Annotated in this window: 15 protein-coding genes and 1 riboswitch; of the genes, 3 read left to right on the plus strand and 12 right to left on the minus strand. The window is 37.3% G+C overall.

The window, feature by feature from the left end:
- Window positions 1-2: 2 nt before the first annotated feature.
- From A1704_RS21510 to A1704_RS21520, 3 genes are all read right to left on the minus strand, one after another.
- The gene (locus tag A1704_RS21510; RefSeq protein ID WP_062676055.1) at window positions 3-2,435 is read right to left on the minus strand and encodes a TonB-dependent receptor plug domain-containing protein; all 2,433 of its coding nucleotides are present in this window, start codon (window positions 2,433-2,435) and stop codon (window positions 3-5) included.
- Window positions 2,436-2,528: 93 nt separating this feature from the next.
- A riboswitch (SAM riboswitch) is annotated at window positions 2,529-2,634 on the minus strand.
- Window positions 2,635-2,723: 89 nt separating this feature from the next.
- Window positions 2,724-5,561: an alpha-amylase family glycosyl hydrolase gene (locus A1704_RS21515; protein WP_062676056.1), complete on the minus strand. Its 2,838-nt coding sequence runs from the start codon at window positions 5,559-5,561 to the stop codon at window positions 2,724-2,726.
- 193 nt (window positions 5,562-5,754) lie between these two features.
- Window positions 5,755-7,833, minus strand: coding sequence for a T9SS type A sorting domain-containing protein (locus tag A1704_RS21520; RefSeq protein WP_062676057.1), 2,079 nt, complete (start codon window positions 7,831-7,833; stop codon window positions 5,755-5,757).
- A gap of 153 nt (window positions 7,834-7,986) precedes the next feature.
- On the opposite strand from A1704_RS21520, the gene A1704_RS21525 reads away from it, so the two are divergent.
- Window positions 7,987-8,859: a helix-turn-helix domain-containing protein gene (locus A1704_RS21525; protein ID WP_157885792.1), complete on the plus strand. Its 873-nt coding sequence runs from the start codon at window positions 7,987-7,989 to the stop codon at window positions 8,857-8,859.
- Window positions 8,860-8,951: 92 nt separating this feature from the next.
- On the opposite strand, the gene A1704_RS21530 is transcribed toward A1704_RS21525, so the two are convergent.
- Together A1704_RS21530 and A1704_RS21535 are read right to left on the minus strand one after the other, a co-directional pair.
- A complete protein-coding gene (locus tag A1704_RS21530) occupies window positions 8,952-9,236 on the minus strand; it encodes a hypothetical protein (RefSeq protein WP_171006268.1) in 285 nt (94 codons plus the stop codon).
- A 93-nt stretch (window positions 9,237-9,329) separates the two neighbouring features.
- Complete coding sequence (locus tag A1704_RS21535) at window positions 9,330-10,937, minus strand: fumarate hydratase (RefSeq protein ID WP_062676059.1); 1,608 nt, start codon at window positions 10,935-10,937, stop codon at window positions 9,330-9,332.
- Between the two features lie 225 nt (window positions 10,938-11,162).
- Between A1704_RS21535 and fumC the strand changes: the two genes are divergently transcribed.
- Window positions 11,163-12,557, plus strand: a complete 1,395-nt coding sequence (gene fumC, locus A1704_RS21540) for a class II fumarate hydratase (protein ID WP_062676060.1) — start codon at window positions 11,163-11,165, stop codon at window positions 12,555-12,557.
- Window positions 12,558-12,632: 75 nt separating this feature from the next.
- Here fumC and A1704_RS21545 read toward each other — a convergent pair whose 3' ends face one another.
- The 3 genes from A1704_RS21545 to A1704_RS21555 are packed head-to-tail and all read right to left on the minus strand — an operon-like array spanning window position 12,633 to window position 14,859.
- The gene (locus A1704_RS21545) at window positions 12,633-13,673 is read right to left on the minus strand and encodes an outer membrane beta-barrel protein (protein WP_062676061.1); all 1,041 of its coding nucleotides are present in this window, start codon (window positions 13,671-13,673) and stop codon (window positions 12,633-12,635) included.
- A 30-nt stretch (window positions 13,674-13,703) separates the two neighbouring features.
- Complete coding sequence (locus A1704_RS21550; protein ID WP_062676062.1) at window positions 13,704-14,312, minus strand: hypothetical protein; 609 nt, start codon at window positions 14,310-14,312, stop codon at window positions 13,704-13,706.
- A complete protein-coding gene (locus A1704_RS21555; RefSeq protein ID WP_062676063.1) occupies window positions 14,299-14,859 on the minus strand; it encodes an RNA polymerase sigma factor in 561 nt (186 codons plus the stop codon). The genes A1704_RS21550 and A1704_RS21555 overlap by 14 nt, the downstream gene beginning before the upstream one ends.
- Before the next feature lie 248 nt (window positions 14,860-15,107).
- Between A1704_RS21555 and A1704_RS21560 the strand changes: the two genes are divergently transcribed.
- Window positions 15,108-15,305: a bacteriocin-like protein gene (locus A1704_RS21560; RefSeq protein WP_062676064.1), complete on the plus strand. Its 198-nt coding sequence runs from the start codon at window positions 15,108-15,110 to the stop codon at window positions 15,303-15,305.
- 80 nt (window positions 15,306-15,385) lie between these two features.
- Here the strand turns inward: A1704_RS21560 and A1704_RS21565 are convergent, their stop codons facing one another.
- From A1704_RS21565 to A1704_RS21580, 4 genes are all read right to left on the minus strand, one after another.
- Entirely contained in the window at window positions 15,386-16,324 is a 939-nt protein-coding gene (locus tag A1704_RS21565) for a Dyp-type peroxidase (protein WP_062676065.1), read from the minus strand.
- Between the two features lie 18 nt (window positions 16,325-16,342).
- Window positions 16,343-17,059 carry an ABC transporter ATP-binding protein gene (locus A1704_RS21570; protein ID WP_062676066.1) on the minus strand — a complete coding sequence of 239 codons (717 nt, stop codon included), beginning with the start codon at window positions 17,057-17,059 and terminating at the stop codon, window positions 16,343-16,345.
- Between the two features lie 3 nt (window positions 17,060-17,062).
- Complete coding sequence (locus A1704_RS21575; protein WP_062676067.1) at window positions 17,063-18,529, minus strand: DUF5687 family protein; 1,467 nt, start codon at window positions 18,527-18,529, stop codon at window positions 17,063-17,065.
- 76 nt (window positions 18,530-18,605) lie between these two features.
- Window positions 18,606-20,255 carry a DNA repair protein RecN gene (locus tag A1704_RS21580; protein ID WP_062676068.1) on the minus strand — a complete coding sequence of 550 codons (1,650 nt, stop codon included), beginning with the start codon at window positions 20,253-20,255 and terminating at the stop codon, window positions 18,606-18,608.
- Window positions 20,256-20,358: the final 103 nt, after the last annotated feature.

Raw genomic sequence — 20,358 nt, forward strand, 5'->3', positions numbered from 1 at the left:
GATTAAAAATTAAAATTAAGCCTTCCGAAGAAATAATTCCCCAGCGTTCCCATCTGTACAGGCGCATATTTGAATACTCCATAATATGAATTTTTATAAATCTGGCGGTCCGGAAAGACATCAAATATATTGTTGGCTCCTACTGTAAAATTGATACTTTTAGTAATATCATACCCAACGCTGATGTCTGTCACTACTTTTGGTGAGAATTCCTGCACGTCTCCAAACGGATAACCATCTCTTATTACCTTACCAAAATAGGTATTTCTTACGAGAAAACTGAATTTTCCTATTCCATAATTTAATCCTAATGAAGCTTTTGTTTTTGGAGACAGGGTTTCAATGATATTGATCTGATCGGGACCAAAAAACTGATCCTGAGGCGTTCCTAAGTTTTCAGGAAAATGAAAATCTGTGATTTTTGTTTCCGTATAGTTTCCGGCAAGATTCAAATTTAATTTTCCATTCCCAAGAATCCAGTCATAGGAAACCACTACATCTACTCCTTTCGTTTCTGTATCAATGGCATTGGCGAAGAATCTTCCGCTTTCTACCTTAAACTGATCCAGTCTTTTATCTGTTATATTGCTGGTGATCACAACTCTATCCTTTACTTTGATCCAGTATCCATCTATAGTAATTGTCAAGTTGTTTAAAGGTTTCAGCGTAAATCCAGCACTTGCATTGACAGAAGTTTCCTGTTTGAGTTTATCAAATCCAAGAATTTTAGCGGCTTCGCTATCGTTGCTGAATATTCCTTTGGTAACAATCTTAGAACCCGAAGTAGAAATATCCGCATAGGAATTATTAAAATACTGTTGTTGCAATGATGGTGCTCTGAATCCTGTCCCAACAGCGGCTCTTACCGCATAGTTTTTTACAAACTCATATCGTACAGCGAGTTTTCCATTCAAGGTATTTCCGAAATCTGAATAATTTTCAAATCTGGCAGCAGCGTCAATGTTGAGTTTTTTATCCAAATCATAGGAAACATCTGCATATACTGCCGTGGAATGTCTGTCTTTCTTCAAGGCATTGTTGGGAGAGAATCCGATGAAGGATTGAGATCCGCCTGCACCAAGCACTGTTGATCCTTCAGTGGCTACATTTCCATTGATGTCATATTGGGTATAGGATGCTTCGTCACCCGCTTTAATCTGGTATTGTTCAAATCTGAATTCTCCCCCAAATGCGATATTGAAACGGTTTATATTTTTAGAAACATCAAGATTAATGGTATTCTGCAGAAAACTATGGGCGCCTGCATAAAAACTTGTGGGTGATTTTGCACCCAGAGAAGCATTATTCGTATTGTTTACATTATAATTGAAAGTATTGCTTCCAAAGGTGTTACTAAGGTCAAATAGCCAGTCGTTAACATTATATTTCGCACCTACAGCATAAGAAACGTCATATACCTGAGAGGCCAGAGTAGCCTGAAATCCGTTCGGATAAATGGATGAAACTACATTAGACTTTTCGCTCGGCAGTCTTCTGAAACCAAACCCTTCTCCTTCTTTAATACTGAAACCTCCGAAAGAATAGAGTTTAAAATGATCATTAAAAGGATATTCTGAGTTGAAAAACAGCTGTCCCTGTCTGATCTGGGCATCTCCGATCTGAAAATTAAAATCATCACGTGTTAATCCTCTTTTTGCAATTTCTGCATCATCTGCAGCTCTGGCAGCTTTTACGGCTTCAGCATCACCAGCAAATTCATAGGCAAAATTATCCCCGAAAATATCCAGGTCGTGATTTTGCGTTCTAGTGGTTTTTCCTCTGTGACTTAGCTGTAATGAAAGATTAATATAGCCTTCTTTCTTTCCTAATGAGGTTCCATAGTTAACTCCTGCCTGGTAAGTATCACCATCATTTCTTCCGGTTAATCCATAGGTAAGGCTTGCTGAAGCTCCTGTATTTTTCTTAAGAATTATGTTGATCACTCCTGCAATGGCATCAGAACCATATTGCGCAGCTGCTCCGTCTCTTAATACTTCTATTCTATCAATTGCAATTACGGGAATGGTACTCAAATCTGTTCCTACAGAACCATTTCCCACGGTATTCTGATAATTTACCAAAGAAGTAGAATGTCTTCTCTTTCCGTTAAGTAACACCAAAACCTGATCGGGTCCCATACCTCTTAAAGTAACAGGGTCAATATGTTCGGTACCATCAGAAGCAGACTGTCTCACTGCATTAAACGATGGAATCACATAATTCAGGAGATCCTGAGCAGTCATTTGGGGAGAACTTCTCTGGATTTTGTCGATATTAATTACATCTACAGGAACCGGTGTCTCCAGCTTTGTTCTTTTGACATTACGGTTTCCGACGATGATGATATCTTCGATCTGATTTCCTTTTTCCTCACTTTCCTGAGCCGCGACCAGAATTGCTCCAAGCAATAATACAGCTGTGCTTAATTTTTTCATTTTTATTCTTGCCAATTAATAATACGAATCTGACGGATCTTTCCGCAGATACACAAGACTTCAAGAAATGGAATTTATATAGAATATTGACTTCACTTATCTCCCCCAAAGGGTTGGAATTAGCACCTTTACACTTCTGGAACCGTGTAGGTTGCTAAGGTTTCACCGGGCCAAATCCCTCCACCTTTCTTGATAAATCTACTGCAAAAGTAGACTATTTTTTTGAACTTACAAAAAAAGGCAAATCTGCTGATCCGCAAATTTGCCTTTATTATTTTATAATTTATTTTATTCAATAATCATCTTTTGAATGGCTATTCCTGTATCTGATTTCAACTGCACAAGATAAGTGCCTGCTGGATAATCAACCTTCGCATCGTAAGTTCCGCTCTCTTTATCCAGTTTGAAAGTATCCAGTTTTTTACCGGTCATATCAAAAATTGAAATTTCACCTTTTTTTGCTTTATTGAAAACGAGGTGAGCGATTCCGTTGCGAACCGGATTATCCGCAATCTGAAGAGATAATTTGTTGACCGCATTGGCATCTACAGTAGACAACGCACCTGCATAATTTCCAAAGATTCTGAATTCTCCGGGCTGTAAAGTGATCGGAGCCGTTGTGGAAACTATATTTGAAATACTGTTATCCATTAAATTCTGCCATTGACCAGTGTAAGGGAAATAAGGCACTACATTCTGTGCGGAAGTCGTGTAATTGGCCAATACGACAACATTCTTTATTCCTGTTGTAATAGCTGCATCATACACATAAATTCTTGTGATAAGACCAGTAGGATCATTCGTAAGGTTATTGGATTCTATACTGTAAGTTTTAGATTTAAAAACCTGATGACTGTTTCTGATGTTGATGATTTTAGCCCACGTATCATACACTGCTTTTCGGTTCGCATTGGTATCATACCCTAAAGTGAATGCTACAGGTTTTTCATCGGTTCTACATCCGCTGTCGATGGTACCATTCGCACATCTGTTGATGCTGAATTCATAACCTAATTCTCCAAACTGCCAGATCATTTTCGGACCAGGGATAGTAAAGAACGTGGCCCCGAAAGTTTTCATTCTTTCAAGAGCGGTATTCAGGTCTTTCACATTGTAACCTCCGTTTATAGCACCATAGGCAAGGTTTTTAAACATCAGCCTCTCTTCATCATGGCTTTCTCCATAACCTACGGCACTCATATTGGTGAAGCCGTGAAGACTGTGATTCATACGGTCGTAGTTGCTGTTTTCCTGATAGCCCATCGTATTCTGATTGTAAGGATCTGTCTGTTTATTCCAAAGCATAATGCCTTTTCCTTCTGCTATTCTGTAATTTGCCCATTGCTGTTCTTCTGCATCAGTTCCCAGGTGTTCGAAGATCATATAAGAATTGGGATCAATGGCCCATTGTTTATCAGCATAATTTTTCATGATATCCACTCTGTCCTGCTGGTAGGCATTGGTACAGGCTTCATCATTTCCAGAACAGCTTTGCGTAAATCCTTTGGTTAAATCCCAACGGAATCCGTCTATGTGATATTCCGTAAGCCATTGCTGAAGACATCTTTCAACGTAATATTGCGTTGAAAGACTTGTATGGTTAAAATCATTGAAGACATTGTATGAATGTTTCGGTACCTGGTTAAAGTAAGGATTGTTCGGTGCAACATCACCATAGCCGTCACCATCAGGATCAATATTCCAAAGTCTAACTAAAGGAGAACGTCCTGTAGCATGATTAAACGCTACATCCAGAATGACTGCAATTCCGTTCTGATGACATAAATCTACAAATTCTTTGAATTTTTCCGGAGTTCCATAGGCTTTGTCTAATGCATAATGGAAAGAAGTATTGTATCCCCAGGAAAGATTTCCGTCAAATTCCATGATGGGAAGCAGTTCTATAGCATTGATCTTTAAATTCTTTAAATACGAGATTTTATCAATCAATGACTGCCAGTTTTTTTCTTGAGTAAAGTCTCTCAATAATAATTCATAGACTATAAGATCCTGTTTCGCAGGTCTTTGAAAATTGGCAACCTGCCAATTATAAGCGGTCTGGCCTGTTTTAAATGTTGACACTTCAAAACCCTGCCCGGCAGGAAATGCTGGTAAGTTCGGGTAGGTAGAAGCCGAAATCCACGGGTCATCGTAAGAAGATAAAATTTGTGGGGAATAAGGGTCTGCTACTTTTCTCAAATCATTTGTTCTGTATTGGAAGGTATAAAGTTGCTGAGGAGTGATTCCATTGAGTTCAATCCAGTACAGATCGGGATTTGTGGTGTCTTTTTTCATTAAATAGGTATCATTCACCGTCCAGTTATTGAAGCTTCCTATGACGTGTACAAAATTTTTTCCCGGAGCATATAAAGCCAATCCCACCTTGGTTGGATCTGTCGGATGATAATTGATTCCCTGTCTGATCCAGTTGGGTATTGCCTGGGAAACAACATTTCTCGGAACCTGTACAATGAATGCTGCCGTTTTGGAATTGGTTCCCTGTGTCGCCACAAGTTCCATATTTGCATCCTGAGTAACCGTATAACTGTAAGAATAAGATTGTGAAGGCGTTGTTGTTGAATTGACAACAGTTCCGTTAGCTTTTAACTGAAATGTAACATTGGTACTTGCCGTCGCCGTAATAGTAATGGAATTTCCCGTAGGAACTGAAGTGAGGCTGTTCACTAATGGATTTGTAAGCGTCAAGTTTAAAGTACCTACGTTTACAAAAATATCTGGTGAAGTCTGATGCGATCCCGTCTTATCCTTTAATAAAAACCCAAATCTTCCGATTCCTGTTCTTCCATAAAAAGAAGTTGGTGTAAAAGTGAGTGAATAACTATCTGTAGCAGCATTATAATTCAGCTTATTCAGATCATTGGAATTGTTCCAGCTGCCATTGGTAGGGCAATCCTGACTATTCTGATAATTGGTATCAAACGACCAGGTCCACATATAAATGGCATTATTGGAAACTCCCCAGGCAGACTCGTCAATCTGATCACCTGGAACTGTAAGCGTAATGGCATCTGTTTCATTGAATGGATTGGGAGAAATTGTATAATTGATCTGACCTAAAACACCTATTGTAATCAGCAGAAAAACAACGGAATAAAATTTTCTCATATCTTATTTTTTATCGAATATAGTGTTATTTTTTATTCATAACCATCATTTTGAATCAGTTTTCGGAAAATATTTAATTTTTTTCGGAAAAAATCGAATAAAAAAAGACTCATGAAATTTCATGAGCCTTCCAATAAAAGTAATTGTAATGAACTAATTCTTTTTGGCAAAAATCTTCGGTATTGAATTTCGCTTACTCTTTTATAATATTTTTAGAAATGGATTGTCTATTCTTTAATTTCAATTCTACAATATACAATCCTGAAGGAAGTTCAGTCATGTTGATCTGATGATCCGAGAACTGCACATTCATTCTTTGTCCTACAGCGTTCACAACATTTACTTTTTCAATCCCTGAATCAGCTTTAACCATAAGAATTCCTTTTGTAGGATTAGGATAAATTCCAATTACAGATTGATTCAGTTTGGTTTCTGAAGTACTCAAAGAAGAGGTAGGCTTGATGCATCTTACTGATGATCCCTGTCCTCTCATAGCTCCGGCCGACGGATTCGCAATTGTCGATCCGATATACAGATATTTCGCTCCTAAACTTGATGTATCTGAACTCCAGAAATACCCTCTTTGCCCTACAAAAGTAAAGTTCCCGTCACTGGAGCTTCTGTATCCTCCTGCCGGTAATTTGAGATTGCTGCTGTAAGCTGTTGCCGGATTACCAATACTTTCTGCTCCTATTAAAGTTGTCCAGTCTGCCTGAGAAGGCATTTTCCAGTCTGGTCCTATTGCTTTACAAGGATCTATACCTACTGAAGCATTGACATCTGCAAGTGATGCCCCATTCCATGTATCTCCACTTGCAAAATTTGCCCACCATGCCGGAGATCCTGCAACATAAGCTCCAGCAGTGGTACTTGCTCCTTCCGGAGTATTAGGAGATGGTGCTGGTACCATCTGGGAATTTCTAAGCTGGTGTCCATCATCCCATCTTCCCCATTGGAAAAGGTCTCCATAAGAATTCGCATCCGCTACTGATGTAGCCACCTGTAAGCTTCCAAGGTTCTGCTGAAGCCAGATTTTTCCGTCTGCTCCTCTTACCGTAGTATAAGCAACCTGTTGTCCGCGATACATAAAACTTACACAACCAATATCACCAACACTGGCTCCAGGATCTGTATTGCTGCATGTTTGCGGATTAAGGTTCAGGGAAATTCTTTTCACCCTTGTTGTATTGTCGGAATAAGCCAAAACAAGATAATTTTGTGCCTTATCTATTGCTAAATCATTGTATTTTGCCTCTCCAGCTGAAATAAAATCACCTCCAAAAGGAACCCAGTTTTGCGAATCGTCTAATTGATAAACGGTATTTCTCAGGAAATTATCATTTTCAAAACGGCTGGCTACCACATATGGCTTTCCTGATTCTGTTACGGCTAAAGCAACATGCTGTACTCTTCCCTCTGAGAAGTTGGCATTTCCAACCTGTACCCAGGAGCTTCCGTCAAACTTTCTGACATTCAACTTCCTTCCTCCTCCAGAGTTAGAAACATAAGCAACATAGATTCTGTTTGCTCCATCTAAAGCAATATCAGCATTATACTGCTCTCCTGATGAAGAATCATCTGCTGCTGTTCCGCCTACCAGTGTCCAGTTTTGTGCTGAGCTGGCATCTGTACTGTTCTGATATACTTTTATCCCTCCGGAAACATTGCAGGTATACACCATATTATTGGTTCCTATTACCATTTCTGCAAATTCAGCACCTCCTGAAAAACCTGCATTTCCTACCTGTTCCCATGCACCTCCGGAATATTTTTTTACTGTTCCAGAACCGTAAGATCCATAAGTGAATATAATATTATCAGAAGATACCGCAGAAGCCTGATAATTTACCGAGCTGTCTGTAGCATTAGGAAGCTGAGACCATAAAGAGCCTGTAAATAAACGTACTTCCATCCCGGAGCCTGGATAACCAAGCTGATTGGTATAATAAATACTGTTTCCGTTTGGACTTATAGACAATGAGTTATAAGTGGCTGTTCCTGTAGTTACGCCTGGAACACCGCCTAAGTAAGACCATGAGCTTCCGCTAAATTTCTGAACAGAACCTTTAGCTATAGAAACATCATAATAGGACACATAATAATTTCCTGAATTGTCAATAACAAGATTATTGAAACCACTTCCTCCTGCAGATACATCCTGAATGCCTCCTACACTTTCCCATTGCTGGGCATACATATAACTTCCAGCAACGGCTAGCAATGCTAATCCTGTTCTGATTTTCCGTATTGCAAAATATAAATTTTTAAACATATGAATATTATTTTTAATTATTCTAAATTTAATTTAATTTTGCGCAAAAGTACCTCACATTATCAACCCCGAGTTATCATTTTCGAACTTTTGGTTATCCTGCGAAGGACTTTTATCTTAAGAAGTTGTACCATGGCTGTAAAAATGTGTTGTATGAGGAGTCAATCAAAAAGTGAACATTTGTTCATATCCGAGGACATCAAAATCATCATGCAGGAAGACCTTTGTTCTGATCAATCCTTCAAATCTTATATGCTGGAGGGAAAGTCAAGTTTTAATTTGATTTTCATGTTAAGTGACGGCATTAATTTAGAAGGTCATGATTGCGACACTCAGTTTTTATTCAGGAAAAATCAATATATACTTCATTATTCTTCCAAAGAAGGTGTTGCTGAATTATGGACAGAAAATCAGGAAATTCTGAGGTATCTTCACATTCAGATTAATTACCAATATATCTTTAACCTCATCAATCCAAAACTAAATCGTGAGAATGCTGAGATTCTGGAAAACATGATTCATAATAATTTTATATTCATTCATAAAGAAACGCCGCCGGATATGACGGTTGAGATGCATATGATTGTTAAAGAAATTCTTGGTTATAGCAAACGGGGAATTATGCAGAAGTTATTCATAGAAGCAAAGATTATTAAACTTCTTATCCTGATCTTTGAGCAATTTAATGAGAAAAATATTCTCGAGGATACTCCAAAAACTCCTGAAATGATTAGGAAATTCATTGATGAAAATTATCATAGAAATATAAAAGCAGAAGAGATTGGAAAATATATAGGAATGAATCAAAATGTCATCAGGAAAGAATTCAAAGCCCGATATCATACAACGATTGCTCATTATATTTCGGAGCTCAGAATGTTGAAAGCCAGGAAACTGATCACAAATAAAGAGATTATGATTAAAGAGATTGCTATTGAATGCGGCTATGAGTACCTCCAGAACTTTACCCGTGCTTTCAAAAAGAAATTTGGGGTATCTCCTGAAAGTCTGAGGACTAATAAATAGAAAAACCGCTTAATTGCTTAAGCGGTCTATATATGTTGTTTTGCTTTGATATTACTTTTTCAGAATTCAGGTGAAAAAGCAATGACAATCAATTAATGATGATGTCCGTGATCGTGAAGGAAAGGTCCGTTTCCTTTCGGCTCGTTATAGATAACTTCTACACCTTCCTGCTCAGTAATAAGCTTTCTTCTGATATCTTCAGGGTCGAAAGGCTTTACTTTTCCGAAATACTCTTTCAAACCTTCAGTTAGCCACATTGGGATTACTAATCCGAAGAACATAAAAATACACCAGAATCCTACTAAGAACATAGTAATGAAGAATATAGTCCAAAGGAACTGGTAGAACGGCCAAAATGCTGATAATATCGTTATCATTCTCTTAAAGATTTTAGGCAAAAATAGAACTTTTTTCCCTTTTACACAAAAGATCAGCGTTCTATTTTGTTATTTATTTTAATTTTAAACTAATTAGTGAGCCAGATTTGCGAAGAAATCATTGCCTTTATCATCGGAAATGATGAATGCCGGGAAGTCTTTTACCTCAATTTTTCTTACTGCTTCCATTCCTAATTCCGGGAAGTCTACTACATCTACAGACACAATATTATCTTTTGCAAGGATAGCAGCCGGTCCTCCGATAGATCCAAGATAGAAACCTCCGTATTTATGACATGCATTGGTAACATCTTTACTTCTATTTCCTTTTGCCAGCATGATCATGCTTCCACCGTGGCTCTGGAACTCATCTACATAAACGTCCATTCTTCCGGCAGTGGTAGGTCCGAAACTTCCTGAAGCCATTCCTTCCGGAGTTTTCGCTGGTCCCGCGTAATAGATTGGGTGGTTTTTGAAATATTCAGGCATTGGTTTTCCGCTGTCAATAATTTCTTTGATTTTTGCGTGAGCGATATCTCTTGCTACAATAAGAGTACCGTTCAGTTTTAATCGGGTTTTGATCGGGTATTTGGAAAGCTCGGCAAGAATTTCCGGCATTGGTTTGTTAAGGTTAATCTCAACAGCTTCTTCCAAATGTGGAGGCGTATCAGGTAAGAATCTTTTCGGATTCTGCTCTAATTGCTCCAGGAAGATCCCTTCTTTTGTAATTTTTCCTTTGATATTTCTGTCTGCGGAACAAGAAACTCCCATTCCAACAGGACAAGATGCCGCGTGTCTCGGAAGTCTGATTACTCTTACGTCATGTGTAAGGTATTTTCCTCCAAACTGAGCTCCGATGGCACTTTCCTGACAGATTTTCTGAACTTTAGCTTCCCATTCAAGGTCTCTGAATGCCTGTCCGGCCTCATTTCCTTCTGTCGGAAGATTGTCGTAATATTTTGCAGATGCTTTTTTCACTGCTGCAAGGTTGGCTTCTGCTGAAGTTCCTCCGATTACCAATGCTAAGTGGTAAGGCGGGCAGGCAGCCGTTCCAAGATCCGAAATCTTTTCTTTAATGAATTCTTCAAGAGATTTTTCGTTCAATAAGGATTTCGTCTTTTGATATAAGAATGTTTTGTTGGCAGAACCCCCTCCTTTTGTTAGGAACAGGAATTCGTAATAATCTCCTTTTTTAGCATAGATATCAATCTGTGCAGGAAGGTTAGACCCGGAATTCTTCTCATCAAACATCGTTAAAGGAACGACCTGAGAATATCTTAAGTTTCTTTTCTGATAGGTATTGAAGATTCCCTTACTTAGATATTCACCATCATCTACTCCCGTGTACACATTTTCTCCTTTTTTCCCCATTACGATAGCCGTTCCTGTATCCTGGCACGAAGGAAGAGCTCCCTCCACAGCTACTGCAGCGTTTTGTAAAAGGTTATAAGCAACGAATCTGTCATTATCTGTAGCTTCAGGATCATCAATGATTCTTCTAAGGCTTTCTAAGTGTGAAGAACGAAGCATGAAAGAAACATCTGCCATCGCTTCTTCAGCTAACAGTTCCAATCCTTTAGGATCTACTGTTAAAATTTCTCTATCACCCAGTTTTTCAACCTTTACATAGTCTGATGTAAGTTTTTTGTACACCGTATCATCTTTCTGAATAGGATACGGATCCTGATATCTAAAATCCATTCAATTTTTGTTTCTACAAAAATACGCCTCCTTTAAAAAAATATGAGTAAAATCAGTCATTTAAATTGATATTTATAATGATTATAAATTGGAGGTTTCTGAGTTTATAAGTACCTTTATAGAAGCTAAATAAACAAAGCCAAAATATTATTTATTTCATTAAACATGATACTACCAACAATTTTTTTGGCGTAAAAAATAAAAGATCATACAAATTTCAACACTATGAATTACAGAATAGAAAAAGACACCATGGGAGAAGTGCAGGTACCTGCAGATAAACTTTGGGGTGCACAGACGGAACGTTCCAGAAATAATTTCAAAATAGGACCTGAGGGTTCAATGCCGCATGAAATCATTGAAGCTTTTGCTTATCTGAAGAAGGCTGCCGCTTATGCCAATACTGATCTGGGAGTACTTCCTGTGGAAAAAAGAGATATGATCGCGAAAGTATGTGATGAAATTCTGGAGGGAAAATTGAATGACCAGTTTCCTCTGGTGATCTGGCAGACGGGTTCCGGAACCCAGTCGAACATGAATGTCAATGAAGTAATTTCAAACAGAGCACACGTCAATAATGGCGGAACATTGGGTGAAAAATCTGAAATCCACCCGAATGATGATGTGAATAAATCCCAGTCTTCGAATGATACCTATCCCACTGCTATGCACATTGCTGCGTATACCAAAGTGGTGGAAGTAACCATTCCGGCTGTTGAGAAACTAAAAAATACGTTGTCTGAGAAATCAAAAGCCTTTAAAGATGTGGTAAAAATTGGTAGAACCCACCTGATGGATGCCACTCCGCTTACTCTTGGACAGGAATTTTCAGGATATGTGGCTCAATTGGAATTCGGATTGAGAGCTTTAAAAAATACCCTACCTCATCTTTCTGAACTGGCATTGGGAGGAACTGCTGTAGGAACAGGATTGAATACGCCTAAAGGCTATGATGTAAAAGTAGCAGAATATATTGCTCAGTTTACAAAACACCCTTTTTTTACTGCTGAAAATAAATTTGAGGCCCTTGCTGCTCATGATGCGATTGTAGAATCTCACGGAGCTTTAAAGCAACTGGCAGTTTCTTTATATAAAATTGCTCAGGATGTAAGATTACTGGCATCAGGACCACGTTCCGGAATCGGGGAAATTCATATTCCTGAAAATGAACCGGGATCATCTATTATGCCCGGGAAAGTAAATCCTACCCAGAATGAAGCAATGACGATGGTTTGCGCACAGGTCTTAGGAAATGACACTACAATTTCATTTGCAGGAACTCAGGGGAATTATGAGCTGAATGTTTTCAAACCGGTAATGGCCTACAATTTCCTACAGTCTGCCCAACTGATTGCCGATGCATGTATTTCATTCAACGATCATTGTGCGGTAGGTATTGAGCCGAATCATGAGAGAATTAAAGAACTGGTAGACAAATCTTTAATGCTTGTTACGGCTTTAAATACTCATATCGGATATGAAAATGCTGCTAAAATTGCTAAGACGGCCCATAAAAACGGAACAACGTTGAAAGAAGAAGCCATTAATCTTGGTTTGCTAACTGCTGAACAGTTTGACGAGTGGGTAAAACCTGAAGATATGGTAGGAAGTTTAAAATAATGATTCTATAACTGATACAATGTAAAAACTCCGGGAACTGTTCCCGGAGTTTTTCATTTTACTGTCAAAATATATTTAATCTAATCCAATGGCCAAGCCAAATATCAATGCTTTATCATTTTTGAAATAACTGTCTTTAAAGAAGTTACTGAAATCTTTTTTAACAAACACGCTGAAACTGTTGTACGAAAATGTAATCTGTGCTCCATATACAAAAGGATTCACCTGATAGTTTCCGCGGTCTCTGGTTTCACCGTCATTTCCTTTTACAATATTGTTGGTAGACATTTTTACCCCTCCATAAACATTGGCTCCAATTTTAAAACCCGTATAATAACTTCTGTACTGGATATCCATTCCGGCATTTTTAAGTTTTGAGAAATTATACTGCATCCCAAGGGGAACCATGATATATCCGGTTCTCAATTTGCTTTTATCAAGGTTTCCGTTGTATTGCACCAAAGCGACTCCCTGATCTGCACTTCTTGTAAACAGCATATTATTATCTGCTCTTACTGTTCTCCAGGAAAATCCTAACCCGGAAATTACCGCCCACGGGCTTGTTCTGCTAAGCTGATAGTTCAGTTTCAGACCAAACTCCAGGTTATTGGCATATCCTATGTTTTTATCCAGGACATTATCCTGAGCACTGTTTGTAAGTGTCATGATTCCATAAGAGAAATATCCTGTAAAGCTTCTGCTGGGACGGAATTTTTTCAATAATTTTTCTTTAAGCTCTTCTTTAGAGGTAACATCGGTATTCAGAAGGGAATATCTTACCTGCTTTTGAATAACGTCATCCAGATCAAAGCCAAGTTCCTCAATTCTTTTATCCATTTTCTCAGAATAACGGTCTGCAATCTGAGCTTTTTCTCTGTCGAAATCCGCTTTATCAAGATTTCTTGCCTGCAAAACGACCAATTCTTCTTCCATCAGCTTTTTTTCTTCCTGAATGATGGTATTGATCTTTGCAGCATATTCTTCTACTTTTTCTTTTACAACAGGGCTTACCTCTGTATCTTTTTTAGAAGACAGGTTAATATTGAATGTCTTTTGTGCATAGAATGATGCTGAAAAAGAGCACAGCAATCCCATTACGATTAATTTCTTGATCATATTATTAATTTTTAAATTTTTACGGATATGTTATCTGGCATTCAAATCAATAGTAGCCACATTACTTCCATCCTTTGTTTTTTCGATAACATCTTTATGCTCTACTGAGAAAAGAAGTGTGGATGGGTCTACATATTTTTTCTTTTTAACCGGAGTTTTTATAGAATCGGCTTTTGCCATGAGTTTAGGATTAGAAATCTGATTGATATCCAGTTTCTTCAAAGGAAGATTTTCTTTAGGAATAAGCTTATTCTGGTCCATTGCCATAGGAGAAATAGCTTCTTCCTTATCCTGAGAAAGAGTTTTTTTCACCTCCTTTTTATCATTATTTTCAACTGCCAGCGGAACATGATTCTGAACCGGATCTTTTACAATTTCTTCTGTAGTATTTTTTCCGGTTTGTTTCACAATTTCCTGCTGAGTTTCGGAAGGTTGATTAAGAAAAAAAAGAACGCTTCCCAAGCTGAATGTCAAAATCAAACATGCCGCTACTAAAAACCAGTTCATTTTTGATTTGGAACGGTGGCTATTGTTATTCTGAAGCTCAATTTCGGACCACAGATTGCGTGATGGAGTGATTTCTCTCTCCTCAATCTGTTTTTTGATCTGAAATTCAATAGTATCTTTAGACGTTTTCATTTTTCACTTTTTTTTGTTGTTGAAAGTAGATCTTTCTTAATTTTTCTTTTGCTCTGAACAGCTGTGTTTTGCTGACAGCAACTGAAATCTGCAAAGTATCAGCAATTTCCTGGTGAGAATATTCTTCCAGCACATACAGGTTAAAAACCATTCTGTAGGCATCGGGAAGCTGATCCAAAAGCTCTTGTGCATTAAAATCACAATCAATCTCTGCTTCATGGATATCTTCATGAAAAGATTGATTAATCTCGTCCAGATAGAAAATAGTTTTATGACTTTTGATAAAATTCAGGCATTCATTTACAACAATTCTTCTTGCCCAGCTTTCCAGATTCGACTCTCCTCTGAAGCTTTCAATGTGCTTAAAAATTTTACAGAATGCTTTAATGAGACAATCTTCGGCCTGATACAAATCGCTCACATAGCTTTTGCTTACACTCAGGAATCTCTTTACATTCTGTTCATAGAAAATCTTCTGTGCAGCCGGATCCTGTTTCTTCAGGAGGTTTAACAAATCATTCTTTTTATTTCCGAACAAAAGTTTCATGCTTATGCTGTTTCTATACTAAAGACAATCAAAACAAAAAAAGGTTACAACTTGAAAAAAAATATTTTATTATTTACTACAATAAGTTGATTTTTTTTGTCCAGAGTTACAAATTCCCTCCTTTTTTTATTTCGAGAAACAAAAGAAAAACCTTTAAATAAAAAACTGAATGGCAATATTTTAATTAAAAGTACTCTGTATTTATTTTTTTCCTATATTAGAGATATAATTAATTTAAAACTAAATCCATGAAAAATCTAAAAAAATTAGATAGAGAAAATTTAAAAGTAGTATTAGGCGCGGGCTTTACATGCCTTGGTAACCTTTACTTAATAGAAGCAAACGGCTATTATGCATGCTGTACAAAACCCGATGTAGATCCTTGCAACTCTTCTGCATTTTGTCTGACTCCTGTTGGTATGTGTGATACTGGTGGTCCAGCTTAATTCTAAGCTCAATTAAAACAGTACCATGAAACAACTAAAAAAAGTTAAAAAGGCTGCCTTGAATGGGACAGCCTTTCATTTTATCCTGTGAATTCATCAAGCAAATTTCTGGTAGGAACAAAGAAAAGCGTTCCTGTAACTGCCGTGCTGAAATCTAAAATTCTGTCATAATTTCCCGGAGGATCACCTATAAACATATTCGTCAACATTTTCTTTGTGGTGGAGAATGTACTTGAATAGGCAATAAAGTAAGTTCCAAACTCATTGGTAGAAGGATTCCCAAAAGGCATATTATCTCTTACGATTTTCAATTCTTCACCGTTTTCGCCCTCGATATTAGCTAAGGCAATGTGTGAATTTGATGGTTTTACATCATCAGACATTTCAATATCATTCTCTTTTGATCTTCCGATCACTTTTTCCTGCTCTTCCGTGGATAAGCCTTTCCAGGCATCCATGTTATGAAGATATTTTTGAACAAAAAGATAGCTTCCTCCTTTATACTGAAGGTCTTCATCTCCTATTTTTCCAAAATAATCACGGTCGTCTCCATGCGGATTTTCCGTTCCGTCTACAAAACCAAGAATGGAACGTGCATCCCAGTATTTGAATCCATGAACCTCCAGAATACTTTCGCCCACTGAGCTCAATAACCTGGAAATTTCGACAGCCATATCAAAAATAAGGCTTTTATTGTCTGCTCTCAGATGAAAATGAAGATCTCCGGGAGTAGAAACTGCGGTATGTTTCGTTCCTTTTATTTCTTCAAAATTGACTAATTCTTTGGGCATTGGTGTCTGAAGTTCCAGTTTTCTCCATGCATCTGCACCAATTCCCATGACACAGCTTGCTCTGCTGTCCGGGAAACGGTTAAACACTGAATTATTAAGATTTAAAACCAAAGCACATAGTTCCTGAAAAACTTCTTTCAGCTCAGGGCTGTCATTAAGTTTCCAGACCATGAAAATAGTATTGCTGTTGGGATAATCTGTTACATTCTGTGATTCTATTGTATTCATACCTCTATTTTTGTGGTATTAAATATCCGAAACTGAAACCTGATCTGCAAAATATTGTTCCAGATCTTTCAATGTTTCCGGATTAGTCTGAATATCTTTTACCAAAAGACCTTTGTTCACCACTACAATTCTGTTGCAGACTTCTGTGGTATGGGAAAGATCATGGCTGGAAATAAGGAAAGTAACGCCATCCTGTTTTGATAATTCCTTGATCAGGTTTTTAAGCTTAATCTGGGTAGACGGATCAAGGTTAGCAAAAGGCTCATCAAGAATAATTATTTCAGGATTCCCGATAATTGCTCCTACGATTCCCACTTTTTTCTGATTTCCCTTTGAAAGATCACGGACATATTTCCCGGATTTCAGGATTTCACCATTGAAAAAATCATGAAAGGGTTTCAGGAATTCATCTACAGATGCTTTATTCTGACCTCTCAGCTCCCCGAGAAAATAAAAATATTCCTCCGGAGTAAGATATCCAATGAGAAACGTATCATCTACAAATGCTGATACTTTATTTTTCCAGGCTTCGGATTCATTGACTTTAATACCATCAATGCTTACAAATCCTGTCGTAGCCTGAATCAGATCCAGCATCAGGCTGAAAAGAGTTGTTTTTCCTGCTCCGTTATTTCCTACAAGACCAAATGTTTCCCCTTTAGGAATTTCAAGATTTTCGATATTAAGAACCGTTGCTTTTCCGTATGTTTTTGATAGATTATGTATATTGATCATGGCTTAATTTATATTTTTAAATGCATCCAAAGTGCTGTATTTCTCTCTTTTATATTGTTTTACAATGATATCGAAGATTTTCTCTCTCAGAAAAAAGCCGATAATTCCTATAATTGCAATACTTATCACTCCGCCAGTAATTCCCCATAGATATTTTGTCAGGGCAAATACTCCCATTGGGAGAAGCATTTTAGGAATCAGCAGAAGCATTGTCACTAAACTGAAACTTCCTTTTTGCCCCATTCTTTTCTCTTTTGAATTCAGGTCGATCTGATTTTTATTGAAAGCTCCGGACCACAGCGTAAATTGAGAGTTAACACCTATATTATATAATCCTGCCGCGAAGAATGTAGCATAGATCTCCCAGCCAAAGTACGCATAACAGAGAGCAATGACTACAGAAGCAGCTGTTATAATATTCATCAGCCACCATTTTGCTTTCAGATATTCTTTGTAAGGAACATTCAGAGTCATCATCAATGGAAAATAGGAACTGTCAAAAGCGGGTACGCGCTGCCCGAACAGAAACTGAAAACCACCTGTTACAAAAAGTCCCATAACCATCATCATTGCCGGAGTTTTATAGAGTGAAGAACTAAACATCAGCAATCCATAGAACAAGAACATAAAGCTTCCAAACAAAATTCCTTTGGTTACTTTATTGCGCCTCAGCATTCTGATATCATTATTGATAAATACTCCGATAACACCATATTTATTCAGGAAGGCAATATTTTCTGTTTTCCCGACTGTTTTCTTGGCTTCAAGCCCCTGATCAAGGTAAAATTCATTGCGAAGGTAGCGGAAACATACCCACCAAAGTATAACAAACAATAGAACAGGAATCAGTGCAAAGTAAGGTTTTTCATACAAGCTGAAGAAAACCAACTCAGAATAGGACAAAACCGGAACAATATTATAATACCCCAGCGCTCCTATACCCAGAAAACATACTCCTATGATGACTGCCAGCGTTTCTTTCCCATTGAAAAAGATATTGATAAAATTATTCATGTAAAGTAATGAAACCGCCCCTATAAGCCATAATAAGACTCCTGGAATGCTGTATCCATTGAATAATGCAATCAGTGAAAATGTAATAAAGAATAAGGAACTCAGCCAACTGAATGCTGAAAGAAACGTCTTAGCCAGCATATAATTGACCAATGTATTCTTCCTGATATTCATGGTAAGAAACGGCTTAATATTCTGTGTAGGGATTTCCTGCCAGAGATATTTAAGAATAAGATCAATAATCCAGGCAATGATCATGAATTTTGAAACTACCTTTAAAGGATCCTGGTGCATTTCCTCCTGAATGTAGAAAAAGGCAATAAATGCTCCACCCACAAGACATCCGATAAAGTAAAGAATTCCTATTAAACGGAGAATTTTCATGGTCAGATTGATCCCTAAAGATGTACCACGAAAAAAGCTTTTGATTTCAAGCCTAAGGAACTTTAGAAACATATTTTAGTTTTTATACATTAGTAAATATAATGTAAAATATGTTACAAATTTTTAAGAAAAAAGTGGATTTATTTAATTATCCTATAAGCTCTTTTGCCTGTGCTAAAGCTGCTTCCGTAATTTTACTTCCAGAAAGTAACTGGGCAATTTCGTTCAGTTTTTCTTCACTGCTTAATGGAATAATAGTAGATTGTGTTCTGCCGGAAATATCTTGTTTTACTACTTTATAATTATCGTTTCCTTTAGCAGCAACCTGTGCAAGGTGGGAAATAACAATCAATTGCATGTCTTCAGACATTTCTCTCATCAGGTTACCGATTTCTTCAGCTACTTTTCCTGAAACACCAGTGTCAATTTCGTCCAGAATAAGGGTTGGCAACTCATCACTTTCTGCAATAATTTTCTTTACAGCAAGCATTACTCTTGATCTTTCTCCTCCGGAAATAGCCGTTTGAATTGGTTTTAAAGGGAAGCCGGAGTTGGCCTGAAACAATAATTGAATACTTTCCTTTCCAAACTGATTAAATTCGTCAGCATCCTGCAATTCTATATCCACCTTTGCTTTTTCCAGTCCTAATTTCTTGAGAAGACTTTCTGCTTTTTTGATGAAAACAGGAACATTCTTATGTCTGTTCTTTGAAAGTTTTGAAGCAAGGCTCAGAAGTGTTTTTTCTTTTTGAGAGATCGTTTCTTCAGTTTCTTCAATCTGTAATTCTAAATCTGAGGCTCCTTTCTGATCTCCAGCCAGCTGATTTCTGATCTCAATCAGTTCATTAAGCTCTGAAACATTATGTTTAAGAAATAACGCATTGATTTTATTGTTAAGATCGGTAAGATATATCAGGTTTTCAGGATTGATTTCAACTCTTTCCGCTTCATGCTCCAACTCAGAGATAATGTCTTTAAGTTCTACAAAAGAGGTTTCCAATCTTGAATCAAGTTCAGCAAAACTGGTAGAAATTTCGGAAATTTTTGAAAGTTTACTGGTCGCTTCATTAAAGAATGACAGAATCCCTATTTCCTCCTGATGAAACCTTGACAGAATCTGGCCTACATTTTCAGAGATCATTCCTGCATTTTCCTGGATAGAAAGCTGGTTTTGAATATCCTCATAATCAACATCGTCAAGCTTGAGCTCTTCCAATTCGTTGAGTAAAAATTCTTTATAATCGCTTTCTTTATTGAATTCCGAAAGTTGGGTTTTCAGTTTTTTCAATAACAACTTCAGCGTTTGAAATTCAGAAAACTCCTGTTGATACTCTTCAATGATTTTTTTATTCTCAGAAAGCCCGTCGATAATTTTAAACTGATATTCTGAGGTAAAAAGATTGGATGTTTCAAATTGAGAATGGATATCAATCAGTTGTGAGGAAAACTCTCTAAGAATATCTAACGTTACCGGCACATCGTTGATAAATGCACGGGATTTCCCTGAGGGAAGTATTTCTCTTCGGATAATAGTCTGAAGTTCGTAGTCCAGATCATTCTCTATAAAGAATTTCTTAAACTGATTATTGAGAGAAAACTCGGTTTCCACCACACTTTTCTCTTCAGCTTTGGCGATTGATTTTACATCTGCTCTTTCACCTAAAATAAGTCGAAGAGCACCTAGAATAATAGATTTCCCCGCCCCCGTTTCACCGGTAATAACCTGTAAACCATTTTTCAATGATACTTCAAGGGTATCAATCAGGGCAAAGTTTTTAATGTAAATTCTCGAAAGCATTGATAATCCGGGTTATAATCCAATTTGAGTTTGAACTGTAAAAATAAGTTTTTTTAATGAGTTAAGAAATCGTTTTTTGACTGTTCACTCATCCATAATGCTA

The organism is Chryseobacterium cucumeris, assembly GCF_001593385.1.
Taxonomy (GTDB): Bacteria; Bacteroidota; Bacteroidia; order Flavobacteriales; family Weeksellaceae; genus Chryseobacterium; species Chryseobacterium cucumeris.

Coding starts and splice junctions, on each gene's coding strand:
- A1704_RS21510 (WP_062676055.1), bottom strand. CDS start 2,435: ATGAAAAAATTAAGCACAGCTGTATTATTGCTTGGAGCAATTCTGGTC.
- A1704_RS21515 (WP_062676056.1), bottom strand. CDS start 5,561: ATGAGAAAATTTTATTCCGTTGTTTTTCTGCTGATTACAATAGGTGTT.
- A1704_RS21520 (WP_062676057.1), bottom strand. CDS start 7,833: ATGTTTAAAAATTTATATTTTGCAATACGGAAAATCAGAACAGGATTA.
- A1704_RS21525 (WP_157885792.1), top strand. CDS start 7,987: ATGAGGAGTCAATCAAAAAGTGAACATTTGTTCATATCCGAGGACATC.
- A1704_RS21530 (WP_171006268.1), bottom strand. CDS start 9,236: ATGATAACGATATTATCAGCATTTTGGCCGTTCTACCAGTTCCTTTGG.
- A1704_RS21535 (WP_062676059.1), bottom strand. CDS start 10,937: ATGGATTTTAGATATCAGGATCCGTATCCTATTCAGAAAGATGATACG.
- fumC (WP_062676060.1), top strand. CDS start 11,163: ATGAATTACAGAATAGAAAAAGACACCATGGGAGAAGTGCAGGTACCT.
- A1704_RS21545 (WP_062676061.1), bottom strand. CDS start 13,673: ATGATCAAGAAATTAATCGTAATGGGATTGCTGTGCTCTTTTTCAGCA.
- A1704_RS21550 (WP_062676062.1), bottom strand. CDS start 14,312: ATGAAAACGTCTAAAGATACTATTGAATTTCAGATCAAAAAACAGATT.
- A1704_RS21555 (WP_062676063.1), bottom strand. CDS start 14,859: ATGAAACTTTTGTTCGGAAATAAAAAGAATGATTTGTTAAACCTCCTG.
- A1704_RS21560 (WP_062676064.1), top strand. CDS start 15,108: ATGAAAAATCTAAAAAAATTAGATAGAGAAAATTTAAAAGTAGTATTA.
- A1704_RS21565 (WP_062676065.1), bottom strand. CDS start 16,324: ATGAATACAATAGAATCACAGAATGTAACAGATTATCCCAACAGCAAT.
- A1704_RS21570 (WP_062676066.1), bottom strand. CDS start 17,059: ATGATCAATATACATAATCTATCAAAAACATACGGAAAAGCAACGGTT.
- A1704_RS21575 (WP_062676067.1), bottom strand. CDS start 18,529: ATGTTTCTAAAGTTCCTTAGGCTTGAAATCAAAAGCTTTTTTCGTGGT.
- A1704_RS21580 (WP_062676068.1), bottom strand. CDS start 20,255: ATGCTTTCGAGAATTTACATTAAAAACTTTGCCCTGATTGATACCCTT.